Here is a 21,109-nt window from a genome sequence, read left to right on the forward strand (position 1 = left end):
TATTTAAAAATCGAAATAATAACCCGGAATGCTGGGTCGTGTTGTCTGACCAGCTACCCCATCTCGTGACCAGGACTTTAAGGGTAAACGCCCATTTAACGCCTGAATCGGCCGGGTGTTATCGCCCATAAGTTGATGCAGGCTGACCAACTGCCTAATAGAGGCTTCAATCGGTTGTTTAAACACAATCCAAATAACCCCTTCTGTGCAGGGTGGGGTGGTCAATGAACCTAAATAACGATAGAAATCCTTATTATTAGGCAAAAACCGAACGGGGTTAAAGTTAAGGTCTTCAACCAAATTCAAGCTATCTTGCTCTTTTGGCAAATGGTTTAAGAGGGTGGCTAAGGAGGGGTTAACGCGCCCTTCTTGAACCAATACACTAATAATAACTTGGCGACCCTCTCCGTCCCGATGAAATAACTGGATTTCCATTGGGTAGGCAAAGCCTTCTAGGTGATGTTCACTTGGGGTGCGAAAACGATAATGGGTAAACTCATAACGCTGATCATTTAAGCGGATAAAACTACCCAGCGGATAATCCCCCCTAAGCCCTTGGTGGTCATGCATCAACCTTAAGGGAACAGGACGGTAAACAATATCAAGACTGGGCATGCTCGGTGCATTAACCGCATGGCGCTCTGTTAAATTAATCGGTGATTGAATTTGGCCGGTTGCGCAGCTGAGGAAGTTGGGGTCGAGTCTATGCCAAAAACGCGGGGCCTGCGCACCCTGATAACCCCAATGGGCTGGCGCAGGTTTAACAGGGGGAACCACTAATTCCGCTTTTTCAGTTTCAACGGCTTGTTGATCTGGTTTTTCTGTTTCCATTTGATTTGGCTCAGGTTGAACAGTGGCGTCTGGCCCCGCTTGCCCATTTGTCGCCTGCGCGGCCATATGGGCTTCAAGTTCAGCGGCCAAATCAATCAAAGGTTCGTTTGCCTGCACAGAAAATGCGGCATATACCAATAACGCTCCGATACCCAACCTATTCCATTTCATGCCTGTCCCTTAGTCGTTCACGCTGTCGTTCGCTGTTTGAGAATATCATCAAATAGCACCAATTCACTGCGATTAATTGCGAACACGCCCTCACCGCCCTGTTCAAATTCAAACCAATATAAAGGTAATTCAGGATAGACCTGTTCTAAATAAAACTGTGAAACCCCAACTTCAACAATCAAAACCCCCTCTTCGGTGAGATGATCGGCTGCTTGTGCCAGAATTTTTCGAACCAAGTCTAATCCATCCTGCCCCGCAGCCAAGCCTAAAGCCGGTTCAGCTTGATACTCAGGCGCTAACGCATCCATTTCAACCTGATCGACATACGGAGGGTTGGAGACAATTAAGTCGTAACGCTCACCCTTTAGCGCCTCAAATAAATCGGACTTCACTGTGCGCGCAACGCCATGCAGTTCATAGCGTTCAATATTTCGCTCAGCAACCTCAAGGGCTTGCGCTGAAATATCGACCAGATCAACGGTTGCGCTGGGTAAATGCTGTAAGCTGGCAATACCAATACAACCCGAACCGGTACATAAATCAAGTACACGCTCAACACAATCAGCCTCTACCCAAGGCGCGAAACCCTGCGCAATCAGTTCGGCAATCGGTGAGCGTGGAACTAACGTATGCTCGTTAACATAAAAACGCAACCCTGCAAACTGGGCTTCACCGGTTAGGTAGGCGGCAGGCTTGCGTGTTTCAATGCGCTGTTTAAACATATCGGTTAGTTTTTGGCGTTCAGCGAGGGTTAACCGCGCTTGAGTATAGTCGGGCACCGCCTCCCAAGGCATGGCCAGCACATGACAAAGCAAAAGCCGTGCTTCGTCATAAGCATTATCAGTGCCATGGCCAAATACCAGGCCTGCTTGTTGGAATAAACTTGCTCCCCAGCGGATAAAATCTTGCAGGGTTTCTAAGCCCGTATTTGAAAAGTCCAGTTGGGTTGATTGGACGGCTTGGCTAGATGGGTTAGGCTGGCTCGCATGGCTCATTCATTGGCCTTTTGTTTTGCGTGTTTTGGACGAAATGCTTTTACAATCTGCTTATCCGTTTCCAAGAAAGGGCCTTCAATTAAGTCAATGCAATAGGGCACAGCGGGGAAAACGGCTTCCAGGCATTCACTGATCGCGGAGGGTTTACCCGGCAGGTTAATGATTAACCCTGAGCCTCGTGTGCCTGCGACTTGACGCGACAGGATGGCGGTAGGGACATATTTTAGCGAAACTGCACGCATTTGCTCTGCAAACCCATCCAATACCTTATCGCATACCGCGATCGTGGCTTCTGGGGTCACATCGCGCTTGGATGGGCCTGTTCCGCCCGTAGTTAACACCAAACAACAGCCTTGGTTGTCAATAAGATCAATAAGTGTGTGTTCAATGATGGTTTGCTCATCAGCAATAAGTTTGGCGACCGGTTGCCATTCATTCACTAAAGCCGCTTTAATCCATTGTTGCATAGCGGGGCCACCAAGGTCTTCATACACTCCTGAGCTGGCTCGATCTGATACCGTAATAAACCCAATTTTTATCTTTTGCATGCCCTACCCTTGAAATTCACTTGTATTACCCACATATGATACCGTAATAATTCAACAATAAGAAATCGAAGCCCTTATGAGTGATCAAGATTTAGACGCAACCCCGCTTGAGAACAGCCAAACCGAAAATGAGTCGGTAGAAAACGTGCAGTATCAAGCTCACTTAACACTCCCCAGCAAGCCCAGTCCTGCTTTGCCTGATCAGGTTTTTTTGCTGCCTATTAAGGAAAGACCGTTTTTTCCGGGGCAAACCCTGCCGGTTGTGTTGAACAAGAGCGCTTGGCTTGATACGATTGAGGCGATTATGGACAGTGGCGCTAAGCATGTCGGTGTGGTGTATGTCGATAATGAGGATCATCACAATGCTAGACCGGATGAGTTTCATAAAATTGGCACCCTTATCCGCATTCATGAACCCAAAATTCGTGATAACCATATCCAGTTGGTTGCAGAAGGCTTAAGGCGTTTTCAAATTGATGGCTGGGTTAATGAAAGCGCACCTTTTCAGGCGAATGTGAGTTATCCAGCCGACATTCGCACCGCCACCGACAAAGAGTATAAAGCCTATGGCTTGGCGATTATGAACGCTTTGCGTGAGCTGCTCCCACTTAACCCGCTTTATAGCGAAGAGTTGCGTTATTTTTTAAATCGCTATAGTCCTGAAGACCCCGAACACTTGGTTGATTTTGCTGCGGCCATTACCACCGCGAAGCCTGAAAAACTGCAAGATGTCTTAGAAACACTTGATTTACTTTCGCGTCTTGAAAAAGTTCTGGCCTTGTTTAAACATGAAATTGAAGTGACCAAATTGCAGTTCAATATACGCGAGCGGGTTGAAGAAAAAATGAGCGATCAACAACGCGACTTTTTTTTACGCCAGCAATTAAAAGAAATTCAAAAAGAACTGGGCATTGTTAAGGATGACCGTACTGCGGATGCAGACCTCTTCCGTGAGCGGATGGAACAACTGACTTTAACCGAAGAGGCAACTAAAAAAGCCGACGAAGAGCTCAATAAACTCAATATCCTTGACCCTCAATCGCCCGAGTATGGGGTATCACGAAATTGGTTAGACTGGATGACCCAATTGCCTTGGGGACAGCACAGCAAGGACAAGCTCGACATTAAACGCGCACGGCGTATTTTAGACAAGGGTCATGACGGTCTCGACGATGTTAAAGACCGCATCTCGGAGTTTATCGCGGTAGGTGCGTTAAAAGGTGAAATATCCGGTTCGATTATTTGCCTAGTGGGGCCACCGGGCGTCGGGAAAACTTCAATTGGGCGCTCGATTGCTGATGCACTTGATCGCCAGTTTTATCGCTTTTCCGTTGGAGGGATGCGCGATGAAGCCGAAATTAAAGGCCACCGTCGTACCTATATCGGCGCGATGCCGGGTAAGTTCATCCAAGCATTAAAAGACTGCCAAACAGCCAACCCCGTCATTATGCTTGATGAAGTTGACAAAATCGGGGCCTCTTACCGAGGTGACCCGGCATCGGCTTTATTAGAAGTGTTAGATCCGGAGCAAAACCATGAGTTTATGGATCACTTTATGGATTTACGCTTTGATCTTTCAAAAACCTTGTTTGTTTGTACGGCCAATACACTCGATAGCATTCCTGGGCCACTACTCGATAGAATGGAGGTGATTCGTTTATCGGGTTATATCACCGAAGAAAAGCTGCAAATTGCTAGGCATCATCTTTGGCCTTCGCTTCTCAAAGAGGCCGGCATTAGCAAAGAGCAATTGCAAATCACACCTGCGGCCATTCGCCAGATTATTGAGGGCTATGCCCGTGAAGCTGGGGTGCGTAACCTTAAAAAATTGCTCGCAAAACTCATTCGTAAAGTCGCGATGAAACTGGTTTTAGGTGAAGTGGAATCAGTACGTTTGCACATTAGTGACCTAGAAACCTATCTTGGTCAACCACGCTTTACACCGAAAAAACCGCATCTTGAAATTGGCACGGTCACCGGACTGGCCTGGACCTCTATGGGTGGAGCAACGCTTAGTATTGAGGCCTCGCGCATTCACACCCTTAATCGTGGCTTTAAACTATCGGGCCAGCTGGGCGAGATAATGCAAGAGTCTGCGGGCATTGCCTATAGCTATATTGCTTCGCATTTAGATAAATACAAAGCTGACCCTAAGTTTTTTGATGAAGCGTTTGTGCATTTGCATGTACCAGACGGCGCAACACCTAAAGATGGCCCCAGTGCGGGCATTACGATGGCGACGGCTTTATTGTCACTGGCGCGTAATGAACCGATTAAAGCACCGATAGCGATGACGGGTGAACTTAGTCTAACCGGGCACGTTCTTCCTGTTGGCGGAATTCGTGAAAAAGTTATTGCGGCTAAGCGCATCGGGATTAAAGAGTTGATCTTACCGGATGATAATCGTAAAGATTTTAACGAACTGCCTGATTATTTAAAAACCGATATGCTGGTTCATTTTGCCAAGGGGTTTGAGGACGTAGCCAAACTCACCTTTAACATCCGCTCAAAATCAGCGGCACTTAAAACGATTGAGTTGGCAGATAAGCAGGCATCCCTCTCTAGTGAAAATCTGAAATAACGGAAGTCTTACCAGGCCTGGTTGTTAGCTGTTAATTAACCAACCAGGCTTCAAAACTGTTCAGCGGCTCTTATCCAAGGTAGAATACTCTTTTTTATTTGATTATACATGTCACTATGCCCTCCAGCTCCCAAAAACTTGCTAAAACCTGGCCTTTATACAAACGTCTTCTAGGTTATATAAAACCCTATAAAGCGATGATTGCGGTAACGATTTTCGCTTTAGTGGTCATTGCGATTACCGAACCCGCGATGGCGGCTATTTTGAAAGAGCTGGTGGATAAAAGCATCATCGAGCAAGATCCAGATAGCTTTGTGCTTCTACCTTTAATGCTAGTGGGTATCTTTTTTATCAAAGGGGTCGGTGAATATGTTTCTAAGGTAAGTAGTCAATGGATTGCCGAACGAGCTATACTCAATATTCGCAATGATATGTACCAAAAAATGCAATATTTGCCGATGCAGGAATTTTCTCGCTACTCCGTTGGGCAACTCATGTCAAAAATCACCTATGACGTCCAGCAAACGAGTAATGCACTCTCTCAAGCTTGGATTGTTTTAATCAGAGATAGTTTGATTTTGATCGCGCTCCTCGCTTATATGCTCTACATTTCTGTTTACCTAACTTTATTTATGTTAATCGTTGGGCCAATATTGGGTTTAATTATTCGCCAGGCAAGCAAAAAAATGCGCGCACATAGCCGAAGCATGCAGGGTAATATGGGGCATATGACCCATTGCCTCGAAGAAGGCTTAGTGGGGCATCAAGAAATAAAGATTTACAATGCTGAAAGCTATGAACAAAAACGTTTCTCGCATGCGGCCGAACAGCTTTTTAAAAACAGTATGCGCGCAACGCGCGTTTCAGCACTTAATTCACCGCTAGTTTTGTTTATTGGTTCTATTGCACTGGCAGGCGTTATTTTTGTCGCCATGAAGTTGTCGAGCTTTCAACAACTCACACCAGGTGAATTGCTTTCTTATATCACTGCGATGGCATTGACTTTTGCGCCCTTAAAGCGTCTAACTAATATTAACATCATCGTACAAAAAGGCATGGCTGCAGCAGAAAGTATATTCGCTCTTCTTGATAGTCCTATCGAAACCAACCAAGGACAGTTAAAACCAAGGATTGAAGGCACTATCACGTTTAAATCTGTTAGCTTTTGTTATCCCGGCTCAACCCTTTTAGCGTTAAACGACTTTAACTTAACTTTGCGCGCGAACAAAACCACTGCGCTAGTTGGGCATTCAGGAAGTGGTAAAACCACGCTTGTTAACCTTATTGCACGTTTTTATACCATTGAGCAGGGTGAAATTTTGATTGACGGACATGACATTAACCAACTTGATCTCACTTATCTACGTAGTCAAATAGGGTTTGTTAGCCAGCAGGTTGTACTTTTTAATGATACGATCCGCGCAAATATTGCTTATGGTCATACTGAATTTGATGAACTGGCTATTATAGACGCTGCAAAATCAGCCTATGCTTGGGAATTTATTGAAAAACTTCCAGAAGGTTTAGACACCCAAGTAGGCGAAAATGGTACCAAACTCTCAGGGGGTCAGCGCCAACGTATTGCATTGGCGCGCGCTTTCTTAAAAAATGCACCGATTTTAATATTAGATGAAGCGACCTCAGCATTGGATAATCAAAGTGAAGCCTTGATTAAGCAAGCTATGGAGCAACTGCGTCAAAATCGTACCGTTATTATTATCGCCCATCGCTTAAGTACCATTGAAAATGCAGACCAAATTGCGGTTATTGATGAAGGTAGATTAGTTGAAATGGGCACTCATAGCCGCTTAATCGAGCAGAATGGCTACTACGCTCGATTGCATCAACAAGGAGTGATGGATGAAAGCCCATGAAGCCATTCAGTTTCAAAAAGCTTTTTTAATGCCAAAATACTGGGGGATTTGGCTAGGTGTAGGCCTGCTCAAATTGACAAGTTTTTTACCCTACTCGCTTCAATTCAAGATAGGGCGTTGGCTGGGTCGTGTTATTTATCTGTTCGCTAAACAACGACGCAAAATCGCTTTTGCTAATATGTCGCGCGCATTACCCGAGTTCAATCGAAACGAACGAGAACAATTAATCAAAGAAAACTTTGAGTCGATGGGTATTAGCTTTATTGAGATGGGAATTAACTGGTGGGGACATCACCGCAAAGATTTTAAAAATGCAAACGAACGCCGATACTTCCGCTATAAAGGGCTTGAGCACTTAAAAACAGCCCAAGTACAAACAAAGGGCGCTTTGTTAATCACCCCCCATTTCACTCATGTTGACATGACGGGGCTGATTAGCTCCCTTATAACCCCTGTTTACCCTGTTTATAAACCGCATAAGAACGCGCTTATTGATCATTTAATTATCAAAGGTCGAACACACGGTATCGATGATCAACCCTGCTTACCGATTGATTTTAAAGATACTCGACGTCTGGTAAAAAGTTTGCGTGAAGCGAAAAAAATAGGCTATTTGCCTGACCAACGCTACAGAGGCAAAGGCCATCTCAATGTACCATTTTTTGGGTATGATGCTAAAAGTCATAGCGCTACATCAAAAATTGCTAAAATGACAGGGTGCGCTGTTATCCTTAGCTTTACTCGACGAAAGGGGCTTTTTTATGAAACTGAATTTTTACCCGCACTTGACAATTTTCCAAGTGGCGATGATTTTGCCGACACCTTACGCCTACATCAACTATATGAAAGCGAAATCCGTAAAAACCCATCGCAATATCTTTGGGTACATAATCGTTGGGACCTAACCCAGCAACAAATTGAACAACTTAATCAAGAGGACTTAAAATGAGACTATCGCCAATGAACAAACTTCTATTAACCTATAGCGTTATTCTGTTGCTGGGATTAAGTTCCTATTTTACTGGCGTAGTTTATTATGCGAACGTGGCGGGTTTTATTGGTGCTATGGGATTGATGTTGGTATTTTTTAAAGATCGCCCTGAATTTGAAGAGGGGTCAACAGAAGAACAGCTTGACAAAAAAATGCGGCTTTATTGGTACATTACCTTCGGCACGGGCCTATTTTTTAGTTTACTATTTGGTAGCTTATGGAACCATCAAATGGGTGGCATGGTTTAAGAAAATTCTAAACAAAAAAAACCGCCTTTCGGCGGTTTTTTATGCCCAACAGAATAACTAAATTATAGTTTTTCTTTGATACGTGCTGCTTTACCAGATAGGTTACGCAGATAGTAAAGTTTTGCGCGACGAACATCACCACTGCGCTTAACAGCAATGCTGTCAACCAACGGGCTGTAAGTTTGGAAGGTACGCTCAACACCTACACCGTAAGAAATCTTACGAACGGTAAACGCAGAGTTTAAACCACGGTTACGCTTTGCAATAACAACACCTTCATAAGCCTGTAAACGCTCGTTGCTACCTTCTTTTACTTTTACCTGAACAACCACAGTGTCACCTGGGCCAAATGTTGGGATTTCTTTTGTCATTTGTTCAGCTTCTATACGCTTGATGATATCGCTCATCTTAAAGCTCTCCATTTCACTGAAGTGTCTTGGTTATTAATGGACACTTCAAAACTGCTATTCCACCAACTTAAGTCGAGCATCGAGCTGACGACGCTGCTCAGAGGTTAGTGCCATTTTTTCTATTAAATCAGGTCTGCGTGCATGGGTTCGCAACCATTGCTGCTGCTCACGCCAAGCGTTAATTTTCTTATGATGGCCTTCAAGCAGTACACTCGGCACCCGCATGCCATCAATTTCTTCAGGTCGAGTATAGTGCGCACAATCAAGCAAGCCTTGTGAAAAAGAATCCTGCTGTGCAGAAAGGTGGTGACCCAACGCCCCTGGAAGCAATCTTATAGCCGCATCCATAAGCATCATGGCGGGTAACTCCCCCCCACTCACTACAAAATCACCTACACTGATTTCTTCATCAACAAAACGCTCAATAACCCGCTCATCAACACCTTCATAGCGACCACAAAGTAAGGTTACTTGTGGTTTAGCGACGAGTTCAGTCACTTTTTGTTGAGTTAAAGGTTGACCTTGAGGCGATAAATAAATCACATGCGAGGGCTGGCCCTCTAAAGATTGATCAATCGCTTCAAACGCATCTTTTAGTGGCTGGTATAGCATTAACATACCAGGCCCACCGCCATAAGGACGGTCATCAACCGTGTTATGGCGATCGTGGGTATAGTCTCGTGGATTCCAAAAATTGAGTTTATACAACTCATTTTGTAGTGCCCTTCTACTAATGCCCTGTTCTGTTATGGCAGCAAACATCGGCTCAAACAGCGTGATAATATCAAACCGCATGCGCTATTCTTGCTCAACCTCTTCAAGTTGCCAATTCACCTTAATCACTCGTTTGTCTAAATCGACATCTAAGACATAGATATCCCAAACAAACGGTATCAAAACTTGAACCGACCCTTTAACCCGCAACACATCATGTGCGCCAGTTTCTAGTAGCTCAGTGACTTCACCCAGCACTAAACCTTGTGAATTTTCAACCTGACAGCCCATAAGGTCTGTCCAATAAAAGCCATCCTCACTATCAGGTAGTTGTTCACGGGTTACCGCTATGTCTGACCCCATTAATTCTCGCGCTTGTTCTCGCGTGTTAATGGTTTCAAGATGCGCCACAATCGCTTTTCCGCCTTGGGGTGCATGCGTATCGGTTACTTTCATCTTAACCCATTTTCCCTGGTGTTTTACCCACCAAGGTTGGTAATTTAGGATATTACCTACAGGATCGGTATGAGAATAAATTTTTACCCAACCCTTGACACCGTACACGCCGTTAATTCGGCCTAATATTAACTTTTCGTTATCCACATCTAGGCCGAAAATAATTAGGCTTGTTTTACAAGGCTTTTAACGCGATCACTCATTTGCGCACCTTGCGCAACCCAATGATCTACTCTCGCCTGATCGACACGAAGACGCTCTTCGTTGCCACGGGCGACAGGGTTAAAAAAGCCAACTTGTTCGATAAAACGACTTGTTGCTGATTTGCGGCCATCTGCGACCACCATTTTGTAGAATGGGCGTTTTTTTGAACCGCCACGAGCTAAACGGATTACAACCATTGCGATCTCCTAAATTATTTGATCAGGCGATGATGGGAAACCCCACCAACAAATTCTTCTGGACTAACATTCAACCGGCACCAGGCCTGGTTGTTGATAACTTGAACCAAAATTAGCTAAGTTTATAATTTGGCATCAAGCGCGCGATTATACATAAACCTCACATTTTTAGCAAAGCTTATTTAGGCATACCGCCTAACCCGCCCATTCCTGGTGGAAGTTTGCCAGCCATCCCTCGCATCAAATTTTTCAAACCGCCTTTTGACATTTTTTTCATCATTTTTTGCATCTGGTCAAACTGCTTTAACATTTTATTAATATCTTGTACTTGTGTACCTGAGCCCATCGCAATGCGGCGTTTTCGAGATCCCTTTAGCAGTGCAGGGTGCGCGCGCTCTTTAGGTGTCATCGAATTGATAATGGCCTCTAGTTTCTGAAATTCTTTTTCCGCAACCCCTTCTTGAGCTTGAGTTTTTAATTGGCCCATTCCGGGCAACTTGCCCATTAATCCACCAATTCCGCCCATTGATTGAATCTGAACCAACTGTTGCCTAAAATCTTCCAGATCAAATTTTCCGGTTTTTTGTAGTTTTTGAGCAAAGGCTTGTGCCTTTTTTTGATCAATTTTTGTTTCGGCTTCTTCAATCAGGCTGAGCACATCACCCATGCCCAAAATGCGCCCCGCCATTCGATCGGGATGGAATAGTTCCAATGCCTCGGTTTTTTCACCCGCACCAATAAATTTAATCGGCTTGCCGGTAATTTCACGAATCGATAAGGCTGCCCCGCCTCGTGCATCACCGTCAGTTTTGGTTAAAATTACCCCTGTAAGCGGTAAGGCTTCGTGAAAAGCGCGTGCGGTAATCGCCGCATCTTGGCCTGTCATCGCATCGACAACAAACAGCGTCTCGATTGGTTTTATTGCATGGTGCAACGCTTTTATTTCATCCATCATGTCATTATCGACATGCAAGCGGCCTGCAGTGTCAACAAGCAAAACATCCATAAATTGTTTTTTTGCCTCGGCACGCGCGCGCTCAACAATATCAACCGGATTTTCGTTGGCATTGGAGGGTGAAAACTTAACGTCTACTTGCTGCGCGAGGGTTTCAAGCTGTTTAATAGCCGCTGGACGGTATATATCTGCAGATACCACCATGACTTTTTTCTTTTCACGTTCTTTTAACCAGCGAGCTAGCTTGGCCACAGAGGTGGTTTTACCCGCCCCTTGCAAACCAGCCACCATAATAACGGCTGGCGGTTCGACCTTAAAGTTGAGTGGCTGAACTTCTAACCCCATAGTCTCAGTTAGTTGTTCACGCACAATTTTAATGAAAGTCTGACCGGGGTTGAGTGACAAGGATACTTCTTGGCCCAAAGCACGTTCCTGTACTTTGGCAATAAACCCTTTAACAACCGGCAAAGCCACATCCGCCTCTAATAAAGCGCGTCGCACATCTCTAAGTGCTTCTTTAATGTTTTCTTCGGTTAAACGTCCTTGACCGCGCAAGGCCTTCATTGTCTTGGCTAATCGATCGGATAAATTCTCAAACATGACCATCTCTCAATTGATTTAAAATTTGTTCTTCTATAAACTTTTAATTTCGCTATTATAGCGGATAACAACTTTACTCACATCCCAAGGAAAATGAATGATTAGTAGCCTTAGTGCTTTGATGGCCAGCTTACTCTATTTAATGAGCACTTATTATTTAACGCGCTGCATTAGAAATACGGAAACAGCAGGCTTTTCTATGCGTGTACCGATTTTGGTGAGTGCTGCTTTTGGCTTGGTTCTTCATACCATTTCTCTAACCCTTACTTTATTTAGCCCTGAAGGGATGGTATTCAGTTTTGGCAACGGCTTGTCACTTATAGGCTGGATTGGCGTTTTTTCTTTATTAATTATTAGTTTAAATAAACCTACAGAAAGCTTGGGGGTCTTTATCTTCCCACTAGCCGCATCGGTAACCCTGCTACCTTTAATTATTGGCACTCCTCACACCATTGAATACAGTCTGGGGTTTCATGTTGTTATCTCCATTTTTGCTTACAGTGTATTAGGCTTAGCCACCGCCCAGGCCATTTTATTTGCTATTCAAGAAAAGCGTTTTCAAAAACGTAAACTGACCAATCTCATTCGTGCCCTGCCTCCTTTGCAAGTTATGGAGAAAACCCTAATTCAACTTGTCATGCTCGGATTTATCATTTTGTCGGTTGCTATTTTAAGCGGTGCTTATTTTATTGATAACTTTTTTGATCAAAAACTAGCTCATAAGACCTTCTTTTCTATCTTGGCTTGGATAACCTATGCGCTTTTTTTAGCTGGCCATTTCCAATTTGGCTGGCGTGGACAAAAAGCAGCACGTTACACGATTTGGGCTTATAGTTTTCTTGCTATAAGTTATATTGGCACTCAAGGGGTTTTATTGGTAATGAGTGTTTTTTAAATAGATTTTGCTATAATTTTTTTTCGTTGATAATTTAATGGATCTATTTTGAACGACATACCGATTTTGTTCTTGTTTCTTACTCTGTTTCTTATGGTGTTATTATCTGGCTTTTTTTCGAGTTCTGAAACTAGCTTAATGGCCCTCAACCGGTATCGCCTTAAGCACAAGGCCAATGCGGGGAATAAAGCAGCTATTAAAGCACTCAGACTTCTAGAAAAACCGGATCGTCTTCTGGGCGTGATTCTAATGGGTAATAACTTTGTCAATATTTTTGCTTCTTCCATTGCGACAATCATTGCGATTCGATTGTTGGGAGAAGCGGGTATCGCCATTGCGGCTGGCTTGCTGACATTGATTATTTTGATTTTTTCCGAGGTCGCACCTAAAACTGTTGCAGCGCTTTATCCTGAAAAAATTGCGTTTCGTGCCGTTTACATTCTTGAACCCCTGCTTATGCTGTTCTCATCGATTGTTTGGTTTGTAAATATTGTGGCGAACAACTTTTTAAAGTTATTCAATGTTGATGTAGCCAAAACAAAACAGGATCACTCACTAAGCCAAGAAGAACTCCAAACACTCATCGATGAAGCGACGGGGCAACTCCCCAAACAATACCGTGATATGTTAACGAGCATTTTACGCTTGGAAAGTGTCACGGTTGAAGACGTGATGATTCCGAAACAAGAAATTTACGCGGTAGATGTTGATCAACCTTTTGATGAGTTTTTAAAATGTTTGCAACACTCACCCTATACGCGCATTCCTCTTTTTCGGGGTAACTTAGATGATGACTTTGTTGGCATTCTCAATCTTCGCCGTGCGTTACCTGTTTTAATGCGCAATGAAATTGCACTCAAAGACATTATTAAAATGAGCCGTCCGGCCTACTACGTCCCTGAAACAACACCGTTGAGCAAGCAGCTAGGTAACTTTAATAAAAATAAACGCAGAATGGCGTTAATCGTTGATGAATACGGTGACCTTCAGGGCCTGTTAACTGTTGAAGACCTACTTGAAGAAATCGTTGGCAAACTGTCTACCGATGCGCGTGCTAAAGAAATTGACACTATTGCTATTCATGCTGATGGCTCGATGACCATTGATGCCGCTGAGTTTATCCGTGACTTAAATAAAGAATACCTATTGGACTTACCTACGGATGGCCCTAAAACCTTAAATGGCTTAGTACAAGAACAGTTAGAAACCTTACCTCCGGTTGGCACCTGTATTAAAGTTGGCAACTATACACTGGAGGTTCTTGAAGTTTCACAGAACGCCATTGAAACCATTAAAATATCGCTAATCACTCCAAAGAAGACTTAACTAATGATGCATCCATTTATCAACAACCAGGCCTGGTTAACGCTTAAGTCTGGCCTCACCGAGATCGCTAAACAAGAGATCATGACACGCTTTAACAACACGGACTATGAACTAAAATCAGACGGCAGTTTATTAACCGAAGCCGATACGGCAATGCAAAAAGCCATGAAAGCATTTTTGCATCTTAACTGGCCAGAGTTTACGCTTGTCGGTGAAGAGTCAGACAAGTCTGAGCAACAGGCCGCGCTTGATGCTGAACAAGGCTGTTGGATTCTTGACCCGATTGATGGCACCACCAACTTTGCAAATGGCATCGCCTTTTTCAGTGTTTCACTGGCCCTAATGATTAAAGGTGAAGTGGTTTTGGGCTTGGTTTACGATCCAGCGCGTGATGAGCTTTTCTCTGCCCGTCTCGGTCTTGGCGCGCAGCTGAATAATCAGCCCATTAAAACTGAACAACACCTTCGAACTTTAAATCAATGTGTCGGCATTGTTGACTTTAAACGACTAGATGATGCCCTAGCCACCGCGCTAGCTATTCAAGCCCCTTATTCTTCACAACGAAGCTTTGGCTCCGTTGCGTTAGACTGGTGCTGGATTGCTGCAGGTAGGGGACAGCTATACCTGCATGGCAACCAAAGTCTCTGGGATTATGCTGCAGGTTGGTTAATTTTAAATGAGGCGGGTGGCGCTAGTATTAGCTTAGATAACCAACCTGTTTTGGTTAAAAAAATCAGTAAGCGCCCTGCTGTTGCGGCCAGTAACCTGAGCCTGCTACAAACCTGGAAAAACTGGATAGACCGACATAATAAAGAGTAAAAACACGCGGAACTAGTGCCTAGCGTCTCGAGTCCATTTCCATAGCGCACGTTTTAGTGCATGTATGTCGATAGGCTTAGTTAAGTAGTCGTCCATTCCCGCCTCTAAAACGCGCTCTTTATCTCCTGCGAGTGCGTTGGCCGTTAAAGCGATAATAGGGATCATTGATTTTTGCTTATCGGCTAGGCTCCTGATCAGTCTGGTTGCTTGCAGCCCATCTAGTTCAGGCATCTGCATATCCATTAACACCAAATCAAAATCCAATGCCGTCAGCTGCATTATGGCTTCTTTACCATTGCTTGCTAGTACAGCTTGGTGGCCTAGTTTAGCTAAAACTGCCCGAATCAACATTTGATTTGATAAGTTATCTTCTGCGACCAGTATGGTTAAAGCCTGTTGTTCGTCAAAGTTTTGTTCAAGGTTTTCGGCTTTAATTTCATGTTCCATAGCCCTTGGGGTAGGAATTTCAAACCAAAAACAACTCCCCTTACCTAACTCACTCTCAACCCCAATACGGCCTTTCATGGCTTCAACTAGCTTTTTGCAGATCGCTAAGCCTAAACCCGTACCGCCATATTTCCGGGTGGTTGAGGTATCCGCTTGCATAAATTCACTAAACAATTTAGCTATATTTTGCGTGTCTATTCCTATACCGGTATCAATAATTTCAAATCGACTAGCGTCAATTTGCGTTTGGCTAGGGCTGACCTTTAGGGTTACTGAACCCTGCTCAGTAAACTTAATAGAGTTGCCAATAAGATTAAGCAAAACCTGGCGAAGCCTTGCTTCATCACCCCACATAAAATTCACGGCATCTGGCGCTATTTGCAGGCTAAGATGAACGGATTTCATTTTAGCCTCAGGGGCGAGTATTGATTCGACGGTCTCTATCTGCTCTTGCAAGCTAAAAGCACAATGCTCAAGCTCCATTTGCCCTGAGTCAAGTTTATTGAAATCTAAGATATCATTAATTAAATATAACAGGTGCTCACCTGAACGTTTAATCATCTGCATTTGCAGTTTTTGCTCTTCATTCATCGCTGAATCAAGTAACAAGGATGAGGTTCCAATCACCGCATTAAGTGGCGTTCTAATCTCATGACTCATTACAGATAAAAACTCTGACTTAGCCTTGCTCGCGGCTAGAGCATCATCTTTAGCCTCGCGTAATGCTTCCTCCATTTGATAACGTTCGGTTATATCTAACTCAAACCCAAGCAACCAAGTTGAACTGGTTTGATCAAGGTTTTGGATCACTACAGGCCCGCGCCCGGACATTAAACAGTGGAGTTGATCACCAACCTTTCGCTTTTCTTCTGAGACCAAAAGCTTTCCAGCTTCGCGTGCGCGCGCATCAAGCTGTAAATTAGCCTTGGCGATTTCAGAGGTAAAAACCTCAAAATCTGTTCTACCTATGGCTTTTATGCGGTTAACGCCTGTTAAAGCTTCTGCTTGCTTGCTGAAAAACCGGAAACATCCGTGACCGTCTTTTACATAGATGCTAACGGGTAAAGCATCAAAGATCTGTTCAATTAACGATTCGCGTTGAAAAACCGTTTGCTCGGTGCGTTTTTGATCAGAAATATCACGGAATGATCCCACCAGACGTGTGGCTGGCAGGCTGGATGAACTGGTATTTGATCGCCCTGTCATCTTTAACCAGATATAGTCACCGCTCGATGCTTTAAAACGAAAATCAACATTAAGTGGCCACTGGGTTTCAAGGTGTTCATCGATTTTCTCAACAACGGCATTTAAGTCATCAGGGTGTACTCGTCCTAACAAACCGGCTTTGTTTGCCATTAACTCGGTAGCTGAAATATCACCCATTTTATAAATTAAATCTGTGTAATGAATCGTATCCGTTTGCAAATCCCAATCAAACAACGCGAGCCCCGAGGTTTCGACCGCAATCTGGCACACTGACTCTTGATATTTACTAGGAAAATCAGCAGTTTGTTGTATTGATTCATGGACAAATTGAAGAATTAAACCCTGATTATAATGATGCAACAAGCACTGGATAACCTGCACACCATCCTTGGGCAAAAGTTTAAAGCTCTTGGCTGAATTGGTTTGGACAGCAGATAACAATTGCGCTTTTAATGTTAAATCAGCGTCTATTTTATAGTCACCCCAAAGACTATAGGCCGTTTTGTTTTGCCAAACTATGTGCCAGTCTTCGCCTGTATTTTGGATAAACGCAACCGCTAAATCAGAATCAGCATACAAGTCAATAAGTGCAAAAGGAATGCTCTTCATATAATCTCAATTGGTTTTTTTATTCTATTCTATTCCAAATCTAACGATAAAGCGATTATATTAAGTCAATTCGGCCAAGGCTTGCGCTAAGTTTTTGACCCCCACAATCTCCATGCCAGGAACACCGCCTTTAGGCGTGTTTGCAAAGGGGACAATTGCGCGTTTAAAGCCATGTTTAGCTGCCTCAAATATACGCTCCTGACCACTAGGAACAGGACGAATTTCCCCCGCCAAACCCACTTCACCAAACACGACCAGATCATTGGCTAGCGGTTTATTGCGCATACTGGATAAAATCGCGATTAATAAGGCGAGATCCGCGCTGGTTTCTGTGACCTTAATACCGCCTACGACGTTAACATAGACATCTTGATCAGCCGCTTGAACACCACCATGACGATGCATAACAGCGAGCAGCATTGCTATGCGGTTTGAATCCAGACCAACACTCACTCGACGCGGACTACCATAAGGCGAGTCATCAACCAGCGCTTGTAATTCGACAAGCAATGGACGAGAGCCCTCCCAAATCACCATCACCACGGAGCCGGCCGCTGGCTCTGAGCCTCGTGATAAGAAAATAGCTGATGGATTCTTTATTTGCTTTAAACCAAGTTCAGTCATTGCAAAGACGCCTAATTCATTTACTGCGCCAAAGCGATTTTTTATCGCGCGCAGCGTTCGAAAACGGCTATCTGATTGTCCCTCTAAGAACAATACGCTGTCAACAATATGCTCCAGCACCCTTGGACCGGCCACTTCCCCAGATTTAGTGACATGTCCGACTAAAAAGATAGCAATATTATGCTGTTTGGCAAAACGAGTCAAAAATGCAGCAGACTCTCGAACCTGGGTTACGCCGCCCGCAGCAGTTCCTAAGCCAGCTAACTGCATAGTTTGAATCGAATCCACTACCATAACCTTAGGCGACTCTTGTTGAGCGAAGTTTATTATTTGCTCAACTTCTGTTTCTGCAAGCAGCCTTAATTTATCCTGGGGTAATTGCATACGCTGTGCACGCAAAACCACTTGCTGCAGAGACTCTTCACCCGTGACGTAGAGCACAGGCATTGCTTGACTTAACCCACACATGACCTGTAACAATATCGATGACTTACCCACACCTGGGTCACCACCAATGAGAACAACGGACCCAGGTACAATGCCTCCACCTAGCACGCGATCTAGCTCGCTCATGCCCGTTGTAAAACGGGGAACATCTGATAATTCTATATCTTGCGCTGATACGACTGTATTCGATCGTGTACCACTATAGCTCGCTGATGAACGAGAGGTTGCCTTTGTAGTGGCACAAAGCTTGAGTTCTTTTAATGTATTCCACTCGCCGCATTCTGCACACTGGCCTTGCCACTTAGAATGTTCACCACCACATTCAGTACAAACGAAAACTGATTTTGCTTTTGCCACCATTCACTCCAAATAAAAAAGCCCGCTGAGCGGGCTTAAATAGAAGATTAAATCTTAATGTTTAATGTCTTTCCAATACTCACGTTTGAGCAGATAGGTTAGCGTCAATAAAACCAGTAAGAAAAGAATCACTTTCCAACCTAAATCCCAGCGCTGAACTTTCGATGGCTCACCCACATAATCAAGGAAGTTTACCAAATCGGTTGTCGCTTGATCAAACTCCTGTTCCGTTGAATGACGCTTTAACCCTTCAAGCACATTAGGCATGGAGGTTCCTGCCAAGACTTTATTGTTCCACTTACCTTCCTCTTCTTCATAGTAACCACGAATAAAGGTATAAATATAATCATTACCCTTCACACGTGTTAACAAAGAAAGGTCAGGGGCTTCAATACCAAATAAATCTTGGGATACTCCTGGCTCCATTCGTGTTTTAACATAATCAACGGGTTTGGCTTGGTTGAAAGATAATTTTTCAACCGCCTGTTCATCGGTCCATCCAAGGTTTCGTGCTACGCGATTGTAACGTATGAGCTCAACGGAATGGCAAGCCATACAATAATTAGCAAATAACATAGCACCACGTTGTAAAGATTGGGTATCGCGAACATTATTATTAACCTTTTCAAGCTCAATTTTATATCCACCGGCTGCATTCACCAAGCCAAAAGGCAATACCACAAAACCTAGCACCAAACTTAATTTACGTAAGAATGTGTTCTTCATTAGGTAGTCCTCTCAGGTACTGGCTTGGTCTTTTCATTCGCCGATGTAAACGGCAGAACAATAAAGAAAGCAAAATAAAGGATAGTAAATATTTGCGCTAATTTAGTGTAGAGCGGTGTTGAGGGTAGTGCACCCAATACACCAAGTACAATAAAGCTAATCACTAACATGGTTAATAACAACTTGTAGGAGTTTCCACGATAACGAATTGAACGCACCTTACAGCGATCCAACCATGGCATCGCAAACAGAACTGCAATTGATAGTCCCATAGCCGCTACACCTAAGAAGGGATCGGGTACAGCCCGTAATATTGCATAGAAAGGCGTGAAATACCAAACCGGTGCAATATGATCAGGCGTCTTTAATGGGTCAGCCGGTTCAAAGTTTGGCGCTTCGATAAAGTGACCACCGCCATCAGGGAAATAAAATACAACTACAGCAAAGAGTAACAAGTAAGCTACCGCACCAAACGAATCTTTTACTGTGTAATAAGGATGAAAAGGGACACCATCTAGCGGAATGCCTTCGGGACTTTTATACTTTTTAATGTCGTTACCGTCTGGGTTATTGGACCCAACTTTATGCAGTGCAACAATGTGCATAAATATCAGTGCAATCAATACCAAGGGCAATGCAATAACATGCAAGGCAAAGAAGCGATTCAAGGTGGCATCAGAAATAATGTAATCACCACGAATCCAAAGCGCTAAGTCCGGTCCGATAAACGGAATAGTACTAAATAGTGAAATAATGACCTGTGCACCCCAATAGGACATTTGCCCCCAAGGGAGCATATAACCCATAAAGGCTTCTGCCATTAGTACCACAAAAATTAACATACCAATTAGCCATACCAGTTCTCGAGGCTGTTTGTATGATCCGTATAGCAAGGCTCGCATCATATGAAGATAAACAACGATGAAAAACGCAGACGCACCAGTAGTGTGAATGTAGCGTATTAACCAACCCCATTCTACATCACGCATAATATATTCGACGGATACGAATGCGTCATCGGCTGAAGGTTTGTAACTCATTGCCAACCAAATGCCCGATACAATCATAATCACTAGCGTTAATAATGCAAATGAGCCGAAAAAATACCAAAAATTAAAGTTTTTAGGCGCATAGTACTCAGCAACGTGCGCATTCCAGGTTTCAATTAAGGGATATCGGTCGTCAATCCACTTTAGTAAGCCGCCTGGCTGGCTGGATTGTTTATTATTTTCAGACATTATGCTTGCCCTCCTTCAACCGTATCTTCACCCACCCGAATTCTAGTTTCAGTTAAGTAAGTATGCGGTGGAATTTCTAGATTAGTAGGCGCGGGTACGGAACGAAAAACACGACCTGCAAGATCAAAACTTGAACCATGGCAAGGACAGAAGAAACCTCCACGCCAGTTAGCCGCCATATCAGGTGAATTGACTGCCGGACGATATAGCGGAGAACAACCCAAATGCGTGCATATTCCAACAACAACCAAAAACTCTGGCTTGATTGCTCTAGTAGCATTTTTTGCATAATCAGGCTGATCTGAGCTGTCAGACATAGGATCACGTACAACAGAATCTAGCTCTGTTAAGCGCTCTAACATATCAGGCGTTCGGCGAACCACCCATACAGGTTTACCACGCCAGTTTACTGTAACCATTTGACCAGGCTGCAAGGCCGCGATGTCTACATCTACCGGCGCACCAGCTGCTTTCGCTTTTTCACTAGGCTGCCAAGATCCAACAAAGGGCACAGCAACGAATGCAGCACCTACGGCACCAACCACGCCTGTTGCACCAGCGAGAATCTGACGGCGTTTTATATCAACCGTTTCTATTGTTTTAACTTCAGACATAGTCATGACTTCCTCATGGCTCAAAA

The 21,109-nt window shown here is 43.9% G+C and carries 20 protein-coding genes; 7 read left to right on the forward strand and 13 right to left on the reverse strand.

Features of this window, described 5'->3' with window-relative positions:
* Positions 1-3 precede the first annotated feature (3 nt).
* The 3 genes from P8S55_RS00760 to mog are packed head-to-tail and all read right to left on the reverse strand — an operon-like array spanning position 4 to position 2,545.
* Positions 4-1,002: a carbonic anhydrase gene (locus tag P8S55_RS00760; protein ID WP_289224394.1), complete on the reverse strand. Its 999-nt coding sequence runs from the start codon at positions 1,000-1,002 to the stop codon at positions 4-6.
* 17 nt (positions 1,003-1,019) lie between these two features.
* The gene (prmB, locus tag P8S55_RS00765) at positions 1,020-1,997 is read right to left on the reverse strand and encodes a 50S ribosomal protein L3 N(5)-glutamine methyltransferase (RefSeq protein WP_289224395.1); all 978 of its coding nucleotides are present in this window, start codon (positions 1,995-1,997) and stop codon (positions 1,020-1,022) included.
* A complete protein-coding gene (mog, locus tag P8S55_RS00770; protein ID WP_289224396.1) occupies positions 1,994-2,545 on the reverse strand; it encodes a molybdopterin adenylyltransferase in 552 nt (183 codons plus the stop codon). Before mog ends, prmB begins: the two co-directional genes overlap by 4 nt.
* A 76-nt stretch (positions 2,546-2,621) precedes the next feature.
* Here mog and lon point away from each other — a divergent pair, with 76 nt between their 5' ends.
* From lon to P8S55_RS00790, 4 genes are all read left to right on the forward strand, one after another.
* On the forward strand, positions 2,622-5,126 hold the full coding sequence (gene lon / locus P8S55_RS00775) for an endopeptidase La (RefSeq protein ID WP_289224397.1): 2,505 nt from the start codon (positions 2,622-2,624) through the stop codon (positions 5,124-5,126).
* 116 nt (positions 5,127-5,242) lie between these two features.
* A complete protein-coding gene (msbA, locus tag P8S55_RS00780) occupies positions 5,243-7,000 on the forward strand; it encodes a lipid A export permease/ATP-binding protein MsbA (RefSeq protein WP_289224398.1) in 1,758 nt (585 codons plus the stop codon).
* Entirely contained in the window at positions 6,987-7,949 is a 963-nt protein-coding gene (locus P8S55_RS00785) for an LpxL/LpxP family acyltransferase (protein ID WP_289224399.1), read from the forward strand. Before msbA ends, P8S55_RS00785 begins: the two co-directional genes overlap by 14 nt.
* The gene (locus tag P8S55_RS00790) at positions 7,946-8,239 is read left to right on the forward strand and encodes a hypothetical protein (RefSeq protein WP_289224400.1); all 294 of its coding nucleotides are present in this window, start codon (positions 7,946-7,948) and stop codon (positions 8,237-8,239) included. The genes P8S55_RS00785 and P8S55_RS00790 overlap by 4 nt, the downstream gene beginning before the upstream one ends.
* A 62-nt stretch (positions 8,240-8,301) precedes the next feature.
* Here P8S55_RS00790 and rplS read toward each other — a convergent pair whose 3' ends face one another.
* The 5 genes from rplS to ffh form a co-directional block, all read right to left on the reverse strand.
* Positions 8,302-8,646 (reverse strand): 50S ribosomal protein L19, encoded by a 345-nt coding sequence (gene rplS, locus P8S55_RS00795; protein WP_289224401.1) that lies wholly within the window; start codon positions 8,644-8,646, stop codon positions 8,302-8,304.
* A 57-nt stretch (positions 8,647-8,703) separates the two neighbouring features.
* Positions 8,704-9,444: a tRNA (guanosine(37)-N1)-methyltransferase TrmD gene (gene trmD / locus P8S55_RS00800; protein WP_289224402.1), complete on the reverse strand. Its 741-nt coding sequence runs from the start codon at positions 9,442-9,444 to the stop codon at positions 8,704-8,706.
* A 3-nt stretch (positions 9,445-9,447) separates the two neighbouring features.
* Entirely contained in the window at positions 9,448-9,966 is a 519-nt protein-coding gene (rimM, locus tag P8S55_RS00805) for a ribosome maturation factor RimM (protein ID WP_289224403.1), read from the reverse strand.
* 17 nt (positions 9,967-9,983) lie between these two features.
* Positions 9,984-10,220 (reverse strand): 30S ribosomal protein S16, encoded by a 237-nt coding sequence (gene rpsP / locus P8S55_RS00810; RefSeq protein WP_289224404.1) that lies wholly within the window; start codon positions 10,218-10,220, stop codon positions 9,984-9,986.
* 178 nt (positions 10,221-10,398) lie between these two features.
* Positions 10,399-11,775, reverse strand: a complete 1,377-nt coding sequence (gene ffh, locus P8S55_RS00815; protein ID WP_289224405.1) for a signal recognition particle protein — start codon at positions 11,773-11,775, stop codon at positions 10,399-10,401.
* A 97-nt stretch (positions 11,776-11,872) separates the two neighbouring features.
* Between ffh and P8S55_RS00820 the strand changes: the two genes are divergently transcribed.
* From P8S55_RS00820 to P8S55_RS00830, 3 genes are all read left to right on the forward strand, one after another.
* Positions 11,873-12,670 (forward strand): cytochrome C assembly family protein, encoded by a 798-nt coding sequence (locus tag P8S55_RS00820; protein ID WP_289224406.1) that lies wholly within the window; start codon positions 11,873-11,875, stop codon positions 12,668-12,670.
* A 93-nt stretch (positions 12,671-12,763) separates the two neighbouring features.
* Complete coding sequence (locus P8S55_RS00825; RefSeq protein ID WP_289225281.1) at positions 12,764-13,996, forward strand: HlyC/CorC family transporter; 1,233 nt, start codon at positions 12,764-12,766, stop codon at positions 13,994-13,996.
* A gap of 3 nt (positions 13,997-13,999) precedes the next feature.
* Complete coding sequence (locus P8S55_RS00830) at positions 14,000-14,815, forward strand: inositol monophosphatase family protein (protein ID WP_289224407.1); 816 nt, start codon at positions 14,000-14,002, stop codon at positions 14,813-14,815.
* A 12-nt stretch (positions 14,816-14,827) separates the two neighbouring features.
* Here the strand turns inward: P8S55_RS00830 and P8S55_RS00835 are convergent, their stop codons facing one another.
* From P8S55_RS00835 to petA, 5 genes are read right to left on the reverse strand one after another with little or no spacing between them, the layout of a single operon-like run.
* Positions 14,828-17,077: a PAS domain-containing hybrid sensor histidine kinase/response regulator gene (locus tag P8S55_RS00835; protein ID WP_289224408.1), complete on the reverse strand. Its 2,250-nt coding sequence runs from the start codon at positions 17,075-17,077 to the stop codon at positions 14,828-14,830.
* 60 nt (positions 17,078-17,137) lie between these two features.
* Positions 17,138-18,505, reverse strand: coding sequence for a DNA repair protein RadA (gene radA / locus P8S55_RS00840; RefSeq protein WP_289224409.1), 1,368 nt, complete (start codon positions 18,503-18,505; stop codon positions 17,138-17,140).
* Between the two features lie 54 nt (positions 18,506-18,559).
* A complete protein-coding gene (locus P8S55_RS00845) occupies positions 18,560-19,231 on the reverse strand; it encodes a cytochrome c1 (RefSeq protein WP_289224410.1) in 672 nt (223 codons plus the stop codon).
* Positions 19,231-20,469, reverse strand: coding sequence for a cytochrome b (locus tag P8S55_RS00850; RefSeq protein WP_289224411.1), 1,239 nt, complete (start codon positions 20,467-20,469; stop codon positions 19,231-19,233). Before P8S55_RS00850 ends, P8S55_RS00845 begins: the two co-directional genes overlap by 1 nt.
* On the reverse strand, positions 20,469-21,083 hold the full coding sequence (petA, locus tag P8S55_RS00855) for a ubiquinol-cytochrome c reductase iron-sulfur subunit (protein ID WP_289224412.1): 615 nt from the start codon (positions 21,081-21,083) through the stop codon (positions 20,469-20,471). The genes P8S55_RS00850 and petA overlap by 1 nt, the downstream gene beginning before the upstream one ends.
* Positions 21,084-21,109: the final 26 nt, after the last annotated feature.

Source organism: Thiomicrospira sp. R3, from assembly GCF_029581415.1.
GTDB lineage: Bacteria > Pseudomonadota > Gammaproteobacteria > Thiomicrospirales > Thiomicrospiraceae > Thiomicrospira.